The 17,854-nt window shown below is 35.6% G+C and carries 17 protein-coding genes; 6 read left to right on the top strand and 11 right to left on the bottom strand.

All coding sequences use genetic code 11. From position 1 onward, the window contains the following. Nucleotides 1–16: 16 nt before the first annotated feature. Genes NSQ08_RS01670 through NSQ08_RS01660 form a run of 3 tightly spaced genes read right to left on the bottom strand, consistent with a single transcriptional unit; the run spans nucleotide 17 to nucleotide 2,700 of the window. Complete coding sequence (locus tag NSQ08_RS01670) at nucleotides 17–439, bottom strand: NUDIX hydrolase (protein WP_002029727.1); 423 nt, start codon at nucleotides 437–439, stop codon at nucleotides 17–19. A gap of 60 nt (nucleotides 440–499) precedes the next feature. Beyond that, the gene (locus NSQ08_RS01665; protein ID WP_033708778.1) at nucleotides 500–1,465 is read right to left on the bottom strand and encodes an L-threonine 3-dehydrogenase; all 966 of its coding nucleotides are present in this window, start codon (nucleotides 1,463–1,465) and stop codon (nucleotides 500–502) included. A 44-nt stretch (nucleotides 1,466–1,509) separates the two neighbouring features. Beyond that, nucleotides 1,510–2,700, bottom strand: coding sequence for a glycine C-acetyltransferase (locus NSQ08_RS01660; protein WP_000095918.1), 1,191 nt, complete (start codon nucleotides 2,698–2,700; stop codon nucleotides 1,510–1,512). A gap of 212 nt (nucleotides 2,701–2,912) precedes the next feature. Between NSQ08_RS01660 and NSQ08_RS01655 the strand changes: the two genes are divergently transcribed. Next, nucleotides 2,913–3,644 (top strand): class I SAM-dependent methyltransferase, encoded by a 732-nt coding sequence (locus NSQ08_RS01655; RefSeq protein WP_002029730.1) that lies wholly within the window; start codon nucleotides 2,913–2,915, stop codon nucleotides 3,642–3,644. 32 nt (nucleotides 3,645–3,676) lie between these two features. On the opposite strand, the gene NSQ08_RS01650 is transcribed toward NSQ08_RS01655, so the two are convergent. The 3 genes from NSQ08_RS01650 to NSQ08_RS01640 are packed head-to-tail and all read right to left on the bottom strand — an operon-like array spanning nucleotide 3,677 to nucleotide 6,570. After that, nucleotides 3,677–4,498 (bottom strand): ABC transporter ATP-binding protein, encoded by an 822-nt coding sequence (locus NSQ08_RS01650; protein ID WP_002188271.1) that lies wholly within the window; start codon nucleotides 4,496–4,498, stop codon nucleotides 3,677–3,679. Between the two features lie 12 nt (nucleotides 4,499–4,510). Further along, a complete protein-coding gene (locus tag NSQ08_RS01645; RefSeq protein ID WP_002125167.1) occupies nucleotides 4,511–5,569 on the bottom strand; it encodes a FecCD family ABC transporter permease in 1,059 nt (352 codons plus the stop codon). Further along, nucleotides 5,566–6,570 (bottom strand): FecCD family ABC transporter permease, encoded by a 1,005-nt coding sequence (locus NSQ08_RS01640; RefSeq protein WP_002029732.1) that lies wholly within the window; start codon nucleotides 6,568–6,570, stop codon nucleotides 5,566–5,568. The genes NSQ08_RS01645 and NSQ08_RS01640 overlap by 4 nt, the downstream gene beginning before the upstream one ends. Nucleotides 6,571–6,742: 172 nt before the next feature. Here NSQ08_RS01640 and NSQ08_RS01635 point away from each other — a divergent pair, with 172 nt between their 5' ends. Further along, nucleotides 6,743–7,711: an ABC transporter substrate-binding protein gene (locus tag NSQ08_RS01635; protein ID WP_002125165.1), complete on the top strand. Its 969-nt coding sequence runs from the start codon at nucleotides 6,743–6,745 to the stop codon at nucleotides 7,709–7,711. A gap of 379 nt (nucleotides 7,712–8,090) precedes the next feature. Beyond that, nucleotides 8,091–9,440 carry a peptide MFS transporter gene (locus NSQ08_RS01630; protein ID WP_002029737.1) on the top strand — a complete coding sequence of 450 codons (1,350 nt, stop codon included), beginning with the start codon at nucleotides 8,091–8,093 and terminating at the stop codon, nucleotides 9,438–9,440. A 42-nt stretch (nucleotides 9,441–9,482) separates the two neighbouring features. Here NSQ08_RS01630 and NSQ08_RS01625 read toward each other — a convergent pair whose 3' ends face one another. Beyond that, complete coding sequence (locus NSQ08_RS01625) at nucleotides 9,483–9,662, bottom strand: acid-soluble spore protein H (protein ID WP_002010492.1); 180 nt, start codon at nucleotides 9,660–9,662, stop codon at nucleotides 9,483–9,485. A 207-nt stretch (nucleotides 9,663–9,869) separates the two neighbouring features. After that, nucleotides 9,870–10,157 (bottom strand): ArsR/SmtB family transcription factor, encoded by a 288-nt coding sequence (locus NSQ08_RS01620; protein ID WP_001075217.1) that lies wholly within the window; start codon nucleotides 10,155–10,157, stop codon nucleotides 9,870–9,872. Between the two features lie 387 nt (nucleotides 10,158–10,544). On the opposite strand from NSQ08_RS01620, the gene NSQ08_RS01615 reads away from it, so the two are divergent. Both NSQ08_RS01615 and NSQ08_RS01610 read left to right on the top strand, forming a co-directional pair. After that, on the top strand, nucleotides 10,545–11,084 hold the full coding sequence (locus NSQ08_RS01615; RefSeq protein ID WP_309145079.1) for a redoxin domain-containing protein: 540 nt from the start codon (nucleotides 10,545–10,547) through the stop codon (nucleotides 11,082–11,084). Between the two features lie 203 nt (nucleotides 11,085–11,287). Next, nucleotides 11,288–12,907: a lactate permease LctP family transporter gene (locus NSQ08_RS01610; protein ID WP_340770786.1), complete on the top strand. Its 1,620-nt coding sequence runs from the start codon at nucleotides 11,288–11,290 to the stop codon at nucleotides 12,905–12,907. 38 nt (nucleotides 12,908–12,945) lie between these two features. Here NSQ08_RS01610 and aspA read toward each other — a convergent pair whose 3' ends face one another. The 3 genes from aspA to gloA2 form a co-directional block, all read right to left on the bottom strand. After that, nucleotides 12,946–14,379 (bottom strand): aspartate ammonia-lyase, encoded by a 1,434-nt coding sequence (gene aspA, locus NSQ08_RS01605; RefSeq protein WP_240380847.1) that lies wholly within the window; start codon nucleotides 14,377–14,379, stop codon nucleotides 12,946–12,948. Nucleotides 14,380–14,560: 181 nt separating this feature from the next. Further along, entirely contained in the window at nucleotides 14,561–15,859 is a 1,299-nt protein-coding gene (locus tag NSQ08_RS01600) for a hemolysin family protein (protein ID WP_016093357.1), read from the bottom strand. 107 nt (nucleotides 15,860–15,966) lie between these two features. Continuing rightward, the gene (gene gloA2 / locus NSQ08_RS01595; RefSeq protein ID WP_001017670.1) at nucleotides 15,967–16,353 is read right to left on the bottom strand and encodes an SMU1112c/YaeR family gloxylase I-like metalloprotein; all 387 of its coding nucleotides are present in this window, start codon (nucleotides 16,351–16,353) and stop codon (nucleotides 15,967–15,969) included. A gap of 91 nt (nucleotides 16,354–16,444) precedes the next feature. Here gloA2 and NSQ08_RS01590 point away from each other — a divergent pair, with 91 nt between their 5' ends. Then, entirely contained in the window at nucleotides 16,445–17,623 is a 1,179-nt protein-coding gene (locus NSQ08_RS01590; RefSeq protein ID WP_088038426.1) for a NupC/NupG family nucleoside CNT transporter, read from the top strand. The last annotated feature ends 231 nt before the right edge of the window (nucleotides 17,624–17,854 follow it).

The raw sequence follows: 17,854 nt of genomic DNA, 5'->3' as shown, positions 1-17,854 counted from the left end.
GTTTTTCTTCGTTAACTTACTTTGTTTCTGGTTGAAACTTGTATGGAATGGAAACTTCTAATAATAATTCGAACCCTCCATCGTAGTATGGGAATCGCTCATTCGCAATTTTTCTATCTACCCACTCGATTGCGGAAATTTCTTCTTCATCTTCTGCACCAAGTTCACCTGTTACAACATTTGCTCGGAATGTAAAAAATAACGCATGATTCCCTAGTTCTTCAAAGAATTTTTCATTGATCGCAACAAGTCCACCTGCCGCAGCAGTTAAACCTGTCTCTTCTTTCACTTCTCTTACTAGTGCTTCCTCTAATATTTCACCTTTTTCAACAGCCCCGCCTGGCAATGACCAAACGTTTTGTTCTATATTATGTACCATTAATATTTTATCTTTTTCGCTATCGTGTATTAATGCATATACAACATCAACTCTTTGCATGTTGCTTTTCTCCCTTCCTAAAATAATTAAGAGCCAATTCCTAAGAATCGGCTCTTCTTATTAATTCATTACTAACTCAGATGCGAGCTTTTTTTTTAACTTAGCCAGCATATCAGTTGTCATTTTGTCTAAATCATATTCTGCTTTAAAGCCCCACTCTTTCATTGCTGCTGTTGCATCAATAGAGTTCGGCCAGCTATCAGCGATTGTTTGACGAGCTGGATCTACTGCGTAATCCATTGTAAAGTTCGGAATGTGTTTACGGATTGATGCTGCAATTTGCTCTGGTTCAAAGCTCATTGCTGTAATGTTAAACGCATTTCTATGAACTAGTTTATTTGGATCAGCTTCCATTAATGAGATGATTGCTTGTAAAGCATCTGGCATATACATCATGTCCATGTATGTTCCTTCTGCAATGTATGAGGTGTATGTACCTTTTTTAATCGCCTCATAATAAATTTCAACTGCATAGTCAGTTGTTCCGCCTCCTGGAGGAGCTACGTAAGAAATTAAGCCTGGGAAACGTACACCGCGCGTATCAACGCCAAACTTTTGATGATAATAATCACATAGTAATTCTCCTGCTACTTTGTTTACCCCATACATCGTAGTAGGACGCTGAATTGTATCTTGTGGTGTATTATCTTTTGGCGTTGATGGACCAAATGCACCGATAGAACTTGGCGTGAAAAACTTACAGTTTAATTCACGTGCTGCTTCTAATGCATTTACAAGTCCGCCCATATTTAAATTCCAAGCAAATAACGGATTTTTTTCTGCAGTTGCTGAAAGTAAAGCCGCTAAATGAATAATTGTATCTACTTCATTACGCTTTGCAATATCATGTAATTTTTGTCCATCCGTTACATCTAACGTTTCAAATGGACCAGACGTTACTACTTCACTGTCTGTTTCACGAATATCTGTTGCAATAACATTTGATGCGCCGTATACATCACGAAGTTTCATTACTAGTTCAGAACCAATTTGCCCTAAAGAACCGGTTACTAGAATTTTTTTCATTTTTCCCACTCCCCATTTGCAAGCTATTCAAAAGATGTCGTTACTTAAATGATACCCATTTCTTTCCCTACTTTTTCATACTTACGAATTGCTTCATCTAGCATTTCTTTCGTATGAGCTGCTGTAGGCATATTACGAACGCGTCCCATTCCTTTTGCTACGGTTGGGAATACGATAGATTTTGCGTATACGCCTTCTTCATTTAGACGTTTACTAAATTCTTGTGTTAATACTTCATCACCAATAATACAAGGCGTAATTGGTGTCTCACTTTCTCCAATATTAAATCCAAGTTCTTTTAACCCTTGTTTTAAATAGCGACCATTTTCCCATAAACGATCGTGTAACTCTGTGCTTTCCATTAGAATTTCAATTGATCTCATACAAGCAGCTGCATCAGCTGGTGTTAAAGCTGTTGAGAATAAGAATGGACGTGAACGCACTTTTAACCAATCGATTAAGTTTTGTTTCCCAGCTACATATCCACCAATTACCCCAATTGCTTTTGATAATGTACCAATTTGGAAATCAACTTTATCAGAAAGGCCGAAATGTTTTACAGTACCTGCACCTTTGCCAAGTACACCTGAACCGTGTGCATCATCTACATATGTCATTAAATCCAGCTCTTCTGCAATTTCAACAATCTCTGGTAATTTTGCAATATCTCCATCCATTGAGAAAACACCGTCTGTAATAACCATTAATTTATTATAAAGACCTGATTCTTTTGCCTCGATTGCTTTTTTGCGTAAATCTTCCATATCAGAATGCTTATAAACGATGATTTTCGCTCTTGATAGACGACTACCATCAATAATAGATGCATGGTTTAATTCATCTGAAAGAATCGCATCATTTTTATCCATAACAGCTGAAATCGCTGCCATATTACAGTTAAATCCTGATTGATAAGCAATTGCTGCTTCTGTATGTTTAAACTTTGCAATTGTTTCTTCTAATTTAATATGCAAATCTAAAGTACCGTTAATTGTACGAACAGCTCCTGCTCCAACGCCGTACTTATGAATTGCACCAATTGCTGCTTCTTGTAAGCGATTATCAGTCGCTAATCCAAGGTAGTTGTTTGAAGATAAGTTAATATATTCTTTTCCGCCAATTGTAATAATCGGCCCATTTGGACTTTCAAGCGGATCAATTACGTTATAAAGCCCCTTTGATTTTAAATCCTCTAAATTTTCTTCTAAAAAATTTGCAAGTGTTTTACTAGACATCGTGAAGCCTCCCATCGTTCATGTAAGCGGATTATTATCTTAATAGTTCTAATAATCCCTCTACTAGCTTAACACGTTTTCAGAATTTATTATAGAAAAATAGTTTAAAGAAACCGCTTACAATTTTAGATTATATATGATTCATTACAAGAAATCTATCATTTACTTTTCATATTTGATAGAATTAAAAAAATATTTAGGAGGCTTTTAAAATGGCATTTACTGAATCTGATGTATATAATAACGAATCGTTTTTAGAGCAATATATGCAGCGAAGATATCGAGAAAATAGTCCAAACGAATCCCTTGAAAAACCAGCATTCTTTCAGCTCATTGGCAATGTAACAGGAAAACAAATCCTCGATTTAGGTTGTGGTGATGCTAAATTCGGCGAAGAATTATTAGAACATGGATGCCACTCTTACACTGGTATTGAAGGCTCCGAGCTTATGTATGAAAAAGCTAAAAAACAACTAGAAAATAAAAATGGCACCGTTCATTTTTTAAACCTCAAAGACTACACATACCCTCCTTCTACTTTTGATTTAGTAACATCTAGACTCGCCTTACATTATATTGAACACCTTGATATCATTTTTCAAAATGTGTTTCAAACTTTAAAAACAAACGGAACCTTCACCTTTAGCGTTCAACATCCCGTTATTACCTCTTCATTTGAAAGCTTGCAAATGAGTGGTAAAAGAACTAGTTGGCTCGTCGATGATTATTTCGAAACAGGAAAACGAGTTGAGCCATGGATTGATCAAGAAGTTATTAAATATCACCGGACTACGGAAGAATATTTTACATTATTACAACAAGCCGGATTTACGATTACAAGCTTAAAAGAAGCTACACCAAATCGAAACTGTTTTCAAGATGAAGAAGAATATGAACGACGTTTACGTATTCCCCTTTTTCTATTATTTTCTTGCCGAAAATAAAAAAGACGATGAATCCTCATCGTCTTTTTTCGTTATCTCATCGCCTGAACAGCCTCTTTAAATACACGTCTTCCTCTTCCATGCGGGATACAGAGCGGTGTCCCAAATAACGGATCAGCGCTTATTTGACACTCCATACGGAATACATCCCGAACTAACTTCTGGTCAATAACTTCTTCTGGTTTACCTTGCGCATATATTTGTTTATCTTGAATAGCTACAATGTTGTCTGCATAACGACATGCCAAATTTAAATCGTGCAATACCATAACAATCGTTCTTTTCTCTGTTTCATTTAATTCGAATAATAAATCTAACACTTCAATTTGGTGCGTCATATCTAAATATGTAGTCGGCTCATCAAGCAAAATAATATCTGTATCTTGTGCAAGGGTCATTGCAATCCAAGCACGTTGACGTTGTCCACCTGAAAGGGCATGAACATCACGCTCAGCAAATTCTGTCATACCCGTTGCAGCAAGCGCTTTTTGTACCATTTCCTCATCTTTTTCGGACCATTGCTTCAGCCATGTTTGATATGGATAACGTCCTTGCTTTACAAGTTGTAATACCGTAAGTCCTTCCGGTGCTTGTGGCCCTTGCGGTAAAATCGCCATTTGACGAGCGATTTGCTTCGTTTGCATACTTTGAATTGCTTGATTATCTAACAAAATGTCACCGGTTGTTGGCTTTAATAATCTAGCTAGTGAACGTAATAAAGTTGATTTCCCACAACCGTTAGAACCGATGAAGATTGTAATTTCCCCTTTTGGAATTTCTAAATTCAGCTCATCAATAATAATCGTTTCACCATACGACAGCGTCAAGCGTTTCGTCTCCAATGCTTTTTGCATATTCATCTCCCTTTATGAATTCCGACTTTTATAAAGTAAATAAATAAAATAAGGTGCACCAATTGCTGATGTAAATACCCCTGCTGGAATTTCAAGTGGTGTGAAAACTGTACGCCCAATTAAATCTGCAGCGAGTACTAGAATTGCACCGATAATCGCCGCAACTGGGAGCAATGCACCGTAGAAAGAACCAACTAATCTTCGCGAAATATGAGGTGCCATTAAACCAACAAATCCAATTCCTCCTGCAAAGGCAACTGCCCCGCCAATTAAAGCTGTACTAAGTAACAACATAAATACACGCGACTTCGTTAAAGGAACACCAAGTCCCACTGCTATATCATCCCCTAGCTCTTGTGCATTTAAATGTCTCGCAGCGATAAATGATATTGTCGTTAAAATGAGAACCCACGGCGCAAGTACCATAACATTTTGCCACGAAGAGCCATAAACAGTACCTGTGATCCATACATTCGCTTGACTTGCTTGATAAATTGGTGCTAACAACATAAATAAAGTTGTTGCTGCTTTCGTTAATGCCCAAAATCCAACACCAATTAAAACAAGACTAATCGGTGATAATCCATCATTTTTCCAGGCAAATAAATATACAAAAAACGCTACAATTGTTGCCCCAGCAAAAGCTGCTAGCGGCATATAATGAATGCTTACTGTTAACGCATTGTTTTTATCACTAAATATAGCTAAAAAGAGTACAACTGCAACACTTGCCCCGCCCGTAATTCCGATGATATCAGGAGAAGCAAGTGGGTTTCGAACGAGCCCTTGTAAAATACAGCCCGCTACCGCAAGCGCAATTCCTACGAGGATAGCAATTAAAATACGCGGCATACGAAATTTATTTACAACCATATTTGACATCGCATCACCATTTCCGGTAATCGCTTGCCATACGTCATAAGGAGCAATTTTCATATCCCCCATACCTGCACTCGCAAAAAATAATCCTATTAAAACAACTAGTAAACTCAATAAGACGAGACAAGCTCGTTTATACATTAAAAACGAGAGCTCGCCTTTTCCAATACGAAACGGAATATACTTCTTCATTTGCTAAGCCCTCTCTTACGTGCAATATAAATAAAGAATGGGGCCCCGATAAATGCTGTCATAACCCCTACTGGTACTTCTTGTGGCATAATGACATATCTTGCTGCTATATCAGCCAAGATTAATAGTATTGCACCTAACAATCCGCTATAGGGTACTCTCCATCTGTGATCTACCCCAACAAGAGCTCTTGCGAAATGAGGAGTAACGATGCCAATAAATCCAATTGGACCAGCAACCGCAACTGAACCACCAGACAACAGTACAATAATAAGTAACACGAATGATTTCATTAAAATCGTTCGTTGTCCGAGCCCCTTTGCAACATCTTCCCCCATCATTAATGTATTTACTTTCCCTGCCATCATAAAAGATGCAATCCAGCCTATTAATAAATACGGGAATACTGATTGTAAAATCTCTAACTTTCTTCCTTGCACAGATCCGGCAAGCCAAAATAACACTTCTTCAAATGCTTTTTCATTTAATACAAGTAACCCTTGTGTTAATGATGAAAATAAAGCGCTTATCGCTACACCTGCTAATGTTAACTTAAGAGGCGTTGTCCCTTCTTTTCCTAAAGAACTAGAGGCAAATACAAGTACTGCTGCAACTGCCGCTCCTAAAAAGGCAATCCATGTGAAAGCTGATAATGATGTCACGGAAAAGAGTACAATTGCTACAACTATAAAAAACGCAGCGCCTGAATTTAATCCAATAAAATCTGGAGAAGCAAGCGGATTCTTTGTTAAAGTTTGCATTAAACAACCTGCAATGGCTAAACTAGCACCAACACTTGCTGCAATTAACGCCCTTGGTAGACGCACATTTTGAATAATAATATGCTCATTTGAACCATTAAAATGGAAAAAAGCATCTAAAGCTAATTTCCAGCTCGTATTTGTATATCCGAAAATAATGCTTCCCCAAATACAAATAACGACTGCAATGATTCCAACAAGTAATCCAATCCATTTTGCTTGATTTGTTTTTAATAACATGCAGCGTTTCCCCTTCAATGTATAATGATACGTTGTAAGTGTATTTCAACTTAATTCTCATTGTCAACGATAATGAGAACTATTTTCAGTAATATATATTGACAATCCAAAGATAAAGGCTTAACATCATGCTTGCTATTGAAAAATATTCTCAACATGTAGGGGGTACATAATGAATTTCATGCAAAAGAAATCGTTTACAGTATTTGTATTTTTACTAGCTTTTTCACTTCTTTTAAGTGCTTGTGGAAAATCAAATAACAAAGAAGAATCAACAAAAGAAGATAATAAAAAAGAAATGATTACGGTTGAGCACGCAATGGGTAAAACAGAAGTTCCTGCCAATCCAAAACGTGTAGTTATTTTAACTAATGAAGGAACTGAAGCTTTACTCGAATTAGGTGTAAAACCAGTTGGGGCTGTAAAGTCTTGGACGGGTGACCCATGGTATCCGCATATTAAGGATAAAATGAAAGATGTAAAAGTTGTTGGCGATGAAGGACAAGTTAACGTTGAAACTATCGCTTCTTTAAAACCAGACTTAATTATCGGTAACAAAATGCGCCACGAAAAAGTGTATGAGCAATTAAAAGCTATTGCACCTACTGTTTTCTCGGAAACATTACGTGGTGAATGGAAAGATAACTTCAAATTTTATGCAAAAGCTTTAAATAAGGAAAAAGAAGGTCAAAAAGTTTTAGCTGATTACGGAAAACGTATGGAAGATTTAAAAGGCAAACTTGGTGATACAGTAAATCAAGAAATTTCTATGGTACGCTTTATGCCTGGTGATGTTCGTATTTATCATGGCGATACATTCTCTGGTGTTATTTTAAAAGAACTTGGATTTAAACGTCCTGGAGATCAAAACAAAGATGATTTCGCAGAACGTAACGTATCTAAAGAGCGTATTTCGGCAATGGATGGCGATGTATTATTCTACTTCACATTCGATAAAGGCAATGAGAAAAAAGGTTCTGAACTAGAAAAAGAATATATAAACGACCCTCTCTTTAAAAACTTAAATGCAGTAAAGAACGGAAAAGCATACAAAGTTGACGACGTTATTTGGAATACAGCTGGCGGTGTAATGGCTGCTAACTTACTACTAGACGACATTGAAAAACGCTTTGTTAAATAATTTCATTGTAACCAGCTCCCTCTTTTATGGAGCTGGTTTTTTCATTTCACTGAAGTGTCACATTATTTCATTTTGTATTTTTATTCCCGATATGTTATATTATAAAAGTAAATATAGTATATTTTCTCTATATCAGAATAAATATTTTAATCTAAATTTTCTGATTTATCACTATTTTACTTTATTTTAGAATTCAATTACTACATTTGAAAACGCTTATTATCTTGTTTTCAGGGAAAAATATAATAACGGTTGAAGAAAAATAGATTTTTTCATAAATTTTCTTGCTATTTCCATATAATTCTATTGACTTCTAAATATTTTGTGAATTAAAATAATTACATAAATATCCGTTATACAGGATTAGGGGGAAACAAACATGGATGCAGCTTTAAAATTAGACAAAGCTGGAGAGCAACAATCACCAAAAAAACATCCACCAGGATTATATTTGTTGTTCTTTACAGAGGCATGGGAAAGATTTAGTTATTACGGAATGCGTGGCTTATTAGTTCTTTATTTAACAACGAGCTTAGTAAGTGGCGGTTTAGGCTTTGATAAAGCAGTTGCTGTACAGATTTACGGTATTTTCACAATGTTAGTATACTTCACACCTATTATTGGTGGTTGGCTAACTGACCATTTCATTACGAAACGACACGCCATTACCATCGGCGGTATCATTATGGCACTTGGTAACTTCGTACTATTTTCAATGAACACGAAAACTGGACTATTTTTAGGATTAGGATTATTAGTTATCGGTAACGGATTCTTCAAACCAAATATTTCGACTTTATTAGGTCAATTATATAGCAACAACGATTCTCGTCGTGATAGTGCCTTCACTATCTTCTATATGGGAATTAACTTAGGAGCTCTTATCGCTCCATTCATTTGCGGTTATTTCACAGATTATAGATACGGTTTCTTAACAGCTTGTATCGGTATGATCATTGGACAGATTGCATTTAACTTATTAGCACCTCGTTACTTAGGATCAGCTGGAACAACTGTTGTCGGTAAAAAATCTAAAGAACAAAATGCAAAACCTATTGAGAAAAAACCTTTAACAACACAAGAGAAAAAGCGTACAACTGCAATTTTAATTTTAACTTGTTTCGTTGTATTCTTCTGGGCAGGATTTGAACAAGCTGGTAGTTCTTTAACACTTTACACAGATAAGTTCGTGGATCGTACAATTGGTGGATTTACAATTCCAACACCTTGGTTCCAATCTGTAAACCCACTATTCATTATCTTACTAGCATTACCAGTTTCTGCATTATGGATTAAACTTTCAAAAACAAAAAATGGTGATTTAAAAATCCCTACAAAAATGGCTTTTGGTATGATTTTACTAGGAATCGGGTACTTAGTTTTAACTTTAGCCGTTCTAAAAACTGGTAGCGATGAAGGTAACATTACAATGAAAGCAAACTTACTATTCATTGTATTCACTTACATGTTCCACACAATCGGTGAATTATTCTTATCACCAATTGGATTATCTATGGTAAGTGCAATCGCACCTCTTAAATTAGCATCTTTATTAATGGGTGTATGGTTAGCTGGTACTGGCTTTGCAAACTTATTAGCAGGACAATTAGCTGCTTTCACTCAATCTTTAGGATATTTAGAAGTATTCGCAAGCATCGGTGTTATCGTAATCGTGCTAGGATTAGTACTTCTTATGTTCTCTAAGAAAATTGCACATATGATGGAATAGTAAATAAAAAAGACGCTTCTACAATTAGAAGCGTCTTTTCTATTACATCTCTTCTAAAGCCGTGACATCCACGTGAACGCTCTCTCCTGGGTTGGATACGTCATACACTTGAGCACTACCCTTCTGCTCATCACAACTCTCAATCCATACGGGGACTCCCTCGTATGTAACATCAATTCTACTTGAAGAAGATAATATCTGTTTCACACGTTTTACATCCATTATATTATTCCTCCTTTGGCTTACAACACTCCTTTCTATCTTTTCATATCCCTTCAGAATATATTCCGTCAATTTAGCACTTCAACCGATAGTTTGTTTCTTTCTAACGCGCTAATATATACGCTCTCAAATCTTCCTATTATTAGATCCTTTCCAAATAAAAAAAGACGTATATTTCACACGTCTTCTTTCCATAATATTCAAAAATTAAGAAAATAATGTTTTTACTACTTCACTTACTTTATCGTTATGAATTTGATAGTACACTTCTAACCCGCGTCTCTCAAAGCGTACTACTTTATTTTGTTTTAATTTCGTTAAATGCTGCGAAACAGTTGATTGCGGAATTTCTAATACCTCTTGTAATTGTGTTACATTACATGTTCCACGCTGCATCAGTTCCATTACTAAACGTAGACGCAATGGATGAGCTAATGCTCTTAACATCTGTACGTCTTCTTCTGAAATACGACAGTCAAATTGGTTTTGGTTCATAAAATTCCCCTCATTTTCATTTTTTATTTTCTCTTTATTTATTTATATATCTGTTCTTATATTTCCTGTTACGACATAACTTTATCAACCTATAATGCTGAGAAAATTTTCCGACTTTTATCAGCACACAGTTCAAGAAAAAATCCCACCTGATTTTGAATATTATACTATATGATACAATAAAAAAGCAAAACAAAGGGCTAGCAATACTTTGCTTACAAACGTTGTTTTATCAGGCTTTTTGTTATATTTTCACCTTACTGAAATGTACAGTAATGATATTGTAAAATATCGTCCATAATTGATAACCTATCGTAAAGTAATTTGACCATATTTAACCACTTTGTTACGATAAAAAGGAAATTTAAGTAAGGAGGATGATGTAATATTAAAAAATGGTTTATTTTTGCGTTAATTAGCATTGCGGTTGGCTGGACTATTATCAATCACTTCCTATTAGACAAAAAAGAAGATATAGCTTCAAAATCAAACATCCCCATTGGAACTGAAGTTGGCAATGCTGCACTCGATTTCCTTCTGGAAACAACCACTGGTCAAGAAGTTCGCCTTACAGACTATAAAGGAAAAAAAGTAATATTGAATTTTTGGGCAAGCTGGTGTGGTCCATGCAAAATAGAAATGCCTGATATGGAAAAGTTTTATCACGATACTAAAGATATGGGGATTGAAATTGTCGCTATAAATGCGACAGCTACTGAAAAAGACCCGAATAATGTAAAACAATTTCTTGAAGAAAACAAATATACCTTCCCCGTCCTATTAGATCAGAAAGGCCAGGCAAGTGCCGCATATCAAATCATCAGCATTCCAACATCTTTTGTCATCGATACAAACGGTGTCATTCAATATAAGCATGTAGGACCAATGACATATGAAAAAATGAAAGAATATGTAAATAATTTATAGAAGCGTAATCAAATCAATTTGATTACGCTTTTTGTCTACTTTATGAACAAAATGTTACTTTTAATACTATTATGGAATAATTATACTTTTTCACGTTGACAATAGTGTTGAAGGAGAATATACTAAGCATGTAAGTTGATTGTGAATAGTTTCACAAATAATGTGAATTTCTTCACATATAATAGATAGGAGTTGTCATTATTATGAGTACTTGGACACAAATTTATGACCCATTAAACAATATTTGGTTATCTGCACTAATCGCAGCACTCCCAATTTTTTGCTTCATTATTTGTTTAGTGGGATTCAAAATGAAAGGTTACATGGCTGGGCTTTATAGTGTGATCGTCGCTATTGTTCTTGCTATATTTGTTTATAAAATGCCCGCAACTGTAGCTGTAGCATCTGCCGGATTCGGTGTTTTATCTGGATTTTATCCAATTTGTACTATCGTTATCGCAGCTATCTTCCTTTACAAATTAACTGTTAAAACAGAACAATTCAATGTCATTCGTGATAGCATTTCAAGTATTACAAATGATCAGCGTTTACAAGTATTATTAATCGCTTATTCTTTCGGTGCTTTCTTAGAAGGTGCAGCTGGTTTCGGTGTTCCAGTTGCTATTACAGCTGCATTACTTGTAGGTATGGGCTTTAATCCATTAAAAGCAGCAGGTATTTGCTTAGTAGCTAATATCGCTGGTGGTGCTATGGGTGCTATGGGTATTCCAGTTACAGTACCTGCACAATTAACTGGGCTAGATGCATTAACTGTCGGTCGTCAAGCTGTTTACATTTTGCCATTCATTAGCATTGTTTTACCGTTCTTACTTGTTTCAATGGTAGATGGATTTAAAGGCATTAAAGAAACTTGGCAAGGTATTCTTGTAAGTGGTGTTTCTTTCGCAATTACTCAGTTCCTTGTGACTTACTTCTTAGGCGCTGAACTTACTAATATTTTCGCAGCAGTCGTAAGTATGGTCGCTCTTACATTATTCTTACGTGTTTGGCAACCAAAATCTTCTGCTAAAGAAGAAAAACAAGAAGAAAAAGAATCTCATACATTCAATCAAATTTTATATGCTTGGTCCCCATTCGTATTCTTAACTGCATTTGTAACAATCTTTAATTTAAAACCAATTAAAGCTTTATTTGCTCCGGATGGTCCATTGGCAAACTTAGTATTTAACATTCAATTCCCTGGTCTTCATAATGCGGTTATGAAAACTGCACCAATTACAAAGGCTGATACACCTTTCGCAGCGATTTTCAAACTAGATGTATTCTCTTCTACAACTACTGCAATTGTATTAGCAATCATCGTTTCACTTATCGTCTACCGTGTAAACGGCAAAATGATTAAAGAATTAATGATCGAAACAATAAAAGAACTAAAAGTTCCAGTATATACAATTTGTAGCGTTATCGCTTTAGCTTACGTAGAAAACTACTCTGGTATGTCATCTACACTTGGACTTGCATTCTCTTCTACAGGAAATGCATTCCCAGTTCTTTCTCCAATCTTAGGATGGATTGGCGTATTCATTACAGGTTCAGTCGTATCAAGTGGTTCATTATTCGCACCACTTCAAGCAGTAACTGCCGATCAGTTAAACATCGTACCATCTACTCTCGTTTCATTAAACGTAGTTGGTGGTACAATCGCAAAAATGGTTTCACCACAATCTGTAGCAGTTGCTTGTGCAGCAGTTGGACTAGTTGGTCAAGAATCTGCTCTATTTAAAATAGTAATGAAATATAGTTTAATCTTCTTAGCTATTATTAGCTTACTTCAACTTAACTCTGTATTTAATATCTTCTAAAAAAAAGCACCGATCCAAATGGATCGGTGCTTTTTACATTACATTTTTTTAGTCTTTAATAAAGAAGCACCAGCAATTTCAGGATGCGTCATTTCGTATGGATCCAAAATAATATCAAGCTCTTCTGCTGTAAGTACACCATGTTCTAAACATAGCTCCCTAACAGATTTTCCTGTCGCAATTGCTTCACGTGCAATGCGAGAAGCTGCTTCATAACCAATATGAGGATTCACTGCTGTAATAACTCCAACACTTTTTTCAACATATTGCTTAAGCAACTCTTCATTCGCTGTAATTCCCTTTATACAGTATTCACGGAATACACGGAAACCGTTATTCATAATACTGATGGATTGAATTAAATTAAATACTAATACCGGCTCCATTACATTTAACTCTAATTGTCCAGCTTCTGACGCTAAGCAAATTGTATGGTCATTTCCAATTACTTGGAAAGCAACTTGGTTAATTACTTCTGCCATAACTGGATTTACTTTACCCGGCATAATAGATGAACCTGGTTGACGAGCTGGTAATTGAATTTCCGCCAACCCAACACGTGGACCAGACGCCATAATACGAAGGTCATTTGCAATTTTAGACATATTCATCATACATACTTTTAGTGCTGCAGATACTTCTGTATATGCATCTGTGTTTTGCGTCGCATCAACTAAGTGCTCTGCACCAACAAGAGGGAAACCACTAAAAGTTCGTAAATGCTTCACAACTTGTTCTATATAAGTAGGGTTTGCATTTAATCCCGTACCGACAGCTGTCGCACCCATATTAACTTCGTATAAATGTTGACGAGACTGTTTAATTCTTTTTATATCACGCTCTAGCACTCTGCTATATGCTTCAAATTCTTGCCCAAGGCGAATTGGAACTGCATCTTGCAAATGCGTACGCCCCATTTTAATAACGTGATCAAACTCTTTTGCTTTATCATGAAAAGCAGAGTGAAGTTCTTCCATTGTAACAAGAAGTTCTTTCAGCATCATAAGAGTTGCTATATGAATCCCAGTTGGGAACGCATCATTTGTTGATTGAGCCATGTTCACATGAGTGTTTGGGCTAATTTTCGCATATTCACCTTTTTCGTATCCCATACGTTCCAAGGCTCTATTTGCAATTACTTCATTAGTATTCATATTAATTGAAGTACCTGCTCCGCCTTGAATCGGGTCTACGATAAATTGATCATGGAACTTTCCATCAACAATCTCTTGTGCCGCTTCTGCAATTTCTTGTCCGATATCTTTAGCTAAGTAACCTGTATCTATATTCGCAAGCGCTGCCGCTTTTTTTACAATTGCCATTGCCGTAATGAGTGACGGATGAATGCGGTATCCTGTAATAGGAAAGTTTTCTACGGCACGTAATGTTTGTACACCATAATAAGCTACACTCGGTACTTCCTTTTCACCTAAAAAATCTTTTTCTATACGTATATCCTTCGTTGCTATCATTTTTCATCACCTATACTTTTCATTCTAAATCCTTATCTAAAGAATTCGCCCTATAAAATACGAGTATCATTAAATGAATTCTTCAGTATCCACTTTCACTATATAGCACCTTTTTTGAAAGCGCAAACATTTATTTTTCTATATATACTTTTTATTAAAGTTTATATAATAGAAAATCCATTCATTCTTCTACTTTCTTTATTTCAACTCGCTTAATTTGATGCATATCCTTTTCAAGAACTTTAAAAGAAAAGCCGTGTTTTTCAATAATATCTCCTTCAGCAACGATTTGCTTTTGTACCATAATCCAGCCACCAATTGTATCTACATCATCAGCGATTAAGTGTATGCCAAATAAATCATTTACTTCACTAATAAGCACTTTTCCCTCTACGATTTTACACCCTTCACTTATATGCTCTATAGGCGGGTGTTCATCTTCATCGTATTCATCTCGGATTTCTCCAACAATTTCTTCTAAAATATCTTCTAGTGTAACGATCCCCGCTGTACCACCATATTCATCATATAATACAGCTAATGGAATTCGTTTTCTTTGCATTTGTAATAGCAAATCATGAATAGGGATATTTTCTAACACTTCAATAACTGGTCTTGTATATGGCGTAATCGAGCACCCCTCGTCTCGATTACCATCCATATAACGAATAAATAAATCCTTTACATTAACCATCCCAATAATTTCATCTTTATCTTCACCAAATACGGGATATCTCGTGTACTTTTCTTGTGCGATTATTTTAATATGTGTTTCAAATGGTTCGTCCTCATATAAACCTACAACTTCCGTACGAGGTACCATAATTTCCTTTGCGACTCTATTATCGAATTCAAAAATATTATTTACATATTTAAATTCCCTTTGATTAATCTCTCCACTCTCATAACTCTCAGATAAGATTAATCGTAATTCTTCCTCCGAATGAGCTACTTCATGCTCAGAAGCCGGATGTAATCCGAATAACCCTGTTACAAGCCTTGCAGAACCATTTAAAGCCCAAATAAACGGATACATTACTCGGTAAAAGTAAATAATTGGCTTCGATAATAATAAGCTAACTTGCTCTGCCCTTTGTATAGCGAGCGTCTTCGGAGCAAGTTCACCAATGACAACATGTAAAAACGTAATAACTGCAAAGGCAATAATAAATGAAACTGTACTTGCAATTGCAGGAGATAGGTGTAGTTTTAAAAACAACGGCTCGAGTATATGTTTTATAGTGGGCTCTCCTAACCACCCAAGCCCTAAAGCAGTAATTGTAATACCTAACTGACATGCTGATAAATACTCATCTAAATTCGAAGTTACTTTTTTAGCTGCCAATGCTCCTCGTCGTTTTTCACTAACGAGTTGATCAATACGACTGCTACGCACCTTAATAATTGCAAACTCAACAGCCACAAAAAATGCTGTTAACGCAATAAGGATGGCTACCATCAGTAATTTTAAAATATCCACATATGTCCTTTAGCTTTCTTAGCTAAAGTTACACCTCCTTTAAAAAAGAAGTTTCACTTTAGTTTCTTCATTTATTTGAAAGCAACCCTATATAAAATTCACCAATTTCAAGCCTCATACAATTCTAAAGGCAAGCCATCAGGATCTTGGAAAAAGACAAATTTTTTATCCGTAATTTCATCCATACGTATCGCTTCAGTCTCCACACCGCATTGTTTTAAATGGTTTACAGCTTCTTCTATATTTGTAACAGCAAATGCTAAATGTCTAAGTCCAGCTGCTTCTGGAAAACTTGGGCGCTCAGGTGGACTAGGAAATGAAAATAATTCAATTTGATACTCTTCCCCTACACATAAATCTAACTTATAAGAATCTCGTTCTTTTCTATATACTTCATTTATCGCTTTAAAACCTAATATCCGAGTATAAAAATCCTTTGACAGTTCATAATTCGAACAAATAATTGCAACGTGGTGCACTCTACATATATTCATGCTCTCTCTATTCCTTTCTTTACCAAAGATGCATATTCTCCCTTGAAATGAAAAACATATATAGCAGAATATCTCTTTTAGGGGGCTTACTATGAAATTTATTACTTTTTTCGTGGGACTTATCGTTGTTTTCTTCCTTGCTTATATTGCTAGCAACAATAAAAAACATATTAAATTTAAACCAATTTTCATCATGCTTATTATACAATTAATTTTAACCTATTTATTATTAAATACAGAAATTGGTCTCATACTTATTACGGTAATTTCTGGCCTGTTTACGAGGCTACTTGAGTATGCTGCCAGTGGTATAAACTTTGTATTTGGCGGTCTTGCAAATAAAGGGGAAATGCCATTTTTCCTTAACGTATTATTACCGATTGTCTTTATCTCCGTCTTAATTGGTATATTACAACATTTCAAAATACTACCATTCTTTATTCGTTGGATTGGTTTCTTTCTTAGTAAAATAAACGGTCTTGGGAAATTAGAATCTTACAACGCCATCGCTTCCGCTATTGTCGGCCAATCAGAAGTTTTTATTACGGTTAAAAAACAATTAGCCCAAATTCCAAAACATCGACTATATACACTTTGCGCCTCTGCTATGTCAACAGTATCTATGTCCATTGTCGGTGCCTATATGACAATGATTGAACCAAAATATGTAGTAACCGCACTCGTTCTCAATTTATTTAGTGGTTTTATTATCGTACTCATTATTAACCCTTACGACGTTAACGATGATGAAGACATTTTGGTAATAAAAGGGGAAAAACAAAGTTTCTTTGAAATGCTTGGAGAATACATTCTTGATGGTTTTCGTGTAGCAATTGTCGTCGGTGCTATGCTCATTGGATTCGTCGCATTAATGAGTTGCATTAATGACCTATTCCTCATTATATTCGGCATTACTTTCCAACAATTAATAGGCTATGTATTCGCCCCTATTGCATTTCTTATCGGCGTACCAAGTTCTGAGATTGTCACAGCTGGTAGCATTATGGCAACAAAGCTTGTAACAAATGAGTTTGTAGCAATGATGGATCTTAGCAAAATTTCCAGCACTCTCTCTATCCGTACAGTTGGTATTATTTCTGTCTTCCTCGTTTCTTTTGCCAACTTTTCTTCCATTGGAATTATTTCCGGTGCGGTAAAAGGGTTAAACGAAGAACAAGGAAATGTTGTTGCCCGCTTCGGCCTAAAATTACTATACGGCGCTACTCTTGTTAGTATTTTATCTGCGATTATTGTAAGTATTATGCTTTAATTAGGTAAAATTTTATCATTTTCTTATCCCTGTCTTTTGTATACAATAACGAATAGATGTCTTATAAAGTGAAACTTTAATCAGAGGGGGCTATCCCCCACTGATTATTAGTTGAACCAATCGGGCATTTACGGGCAGTTATCTCCCACCTAACTTCCTTGCATTCGCTGGACTTTGAGGTGGGAGTTTTACTGCCCGTTAATGCGGGATAAATAATCAATACATCTATTT

Source organism: Bacillus sp. FSL E2-8887 (genome assembly GCF_038007205.1).
Lineage (GTDB): Bacteria > Bacillota > Bacilli > Bacillales > Bacillaceae_G > Bacillus_A > Bacillus_A mycoides.
Note: the sequence above shows the minus strand (reverse complement) of the source record. Positions and strands in the feature narration are given on the sequence as shown.

Coding starts and splice junctions, on each gene's coding strand:
- NSQ08_RS01670 (WP_002029727.1), bottom strand. CDS start 439: ATGCAAAGAGTTGATGTTGTATATGCATTAATACACGATAGCGAAAAA.
- NSQ08_RS01665 (WP_033708778.1), bottom strand. CDS start 1,465: ATGAAAAAAATTCTAGTAACCGGTTCTTTAGGGCAAATTGGTTCTGAA.
- NSQ08_RS01660 (WP_000095918.1), bottom strand. CDS start 2,700: ATGTCTAGTAAAACACTTGCAAATTTTTTAGAAGAAAATTTAGAGGAT.
- NSQ08_RS01655 (WP_002029730.1), top strand. CDS start 2,913: ATGGCATTTACTGAATCTGATGTATATAATAACGAATCGTTTTTAGAG.
- NSQ08_RS01650 (WP_002188271.1), bottom strand. CDS start 4,498: ATGCAAAAAGCATTGGAGACGAAACGCTTGACGCTGTCGTATGGTGAA.
- NSQ08_RS01645 (WP_002125167.1), bottom strand. CDS start 5,569: ATGAAGAAGTATATTCCGTTTCGTATTGGAAAAGGCGAGCTCTCGTTT.
- NSQ08_RS01640 (WP_002029732.1), bottom strand. CDS start 6,570: ATGTTATTAAAAACAAATCAAGCAAAATGGATTGGATTACTTGTTGGA.
- NSQ08_RS01635 (WP_002125165.1), top strand. CDS start 6,743: ATGAATTTCATGCAAAAGAAATCGTTTACAGTATTTGTATTTTTACTA.
- NSQ08_RS01630 (WP_002029737.1), top strand. CDS start 8,091: ATGGATGCAGCTTTAAAATTAGACAAAGCTGGAGAGCAACAATCACCA.
- NSQ08_RS01625 (WP_002010492.1), bottom strand. CDS start 9,662: ATGGATGTAAAACGTGTGAAACAGATATTATCTTCTTCAAGTAGAATT.
- NSQ08_RS01620 (WP_001075217.1), bottom strand. CDS start 10,157: ATGAACCAAAACCAATTTGACTGTCGTATTTCAGAAGAAGACGTACAG.
- NSQ08_RS01610 (WP_340770786.1), top strand. CDS start 11,288: ATGAGTACTTGGACACAAATTTATGACCCATTAAACAATATTTGGTTA.
- aspA (WP_240380847.1), bottom strand. CDS start 14,379: ATGATAGCAACGAAGGATATACGTATAGAAAAAGATTTTTTAGGTGAA.
- gloA2 (WP_001017670.1), bottom strand. CDS start 16,353: ATGAATATATGTAGAGTGCACCACGTTGCAATTATTTGTTCGAATTAT.
- NSQ08_RS01590 (WP_088038426.1), top strand. CDS start 16,445: ATGAAATTTATTACTTTTTTCGTGGGACTTATCGTTGTTTTCTTCCTT.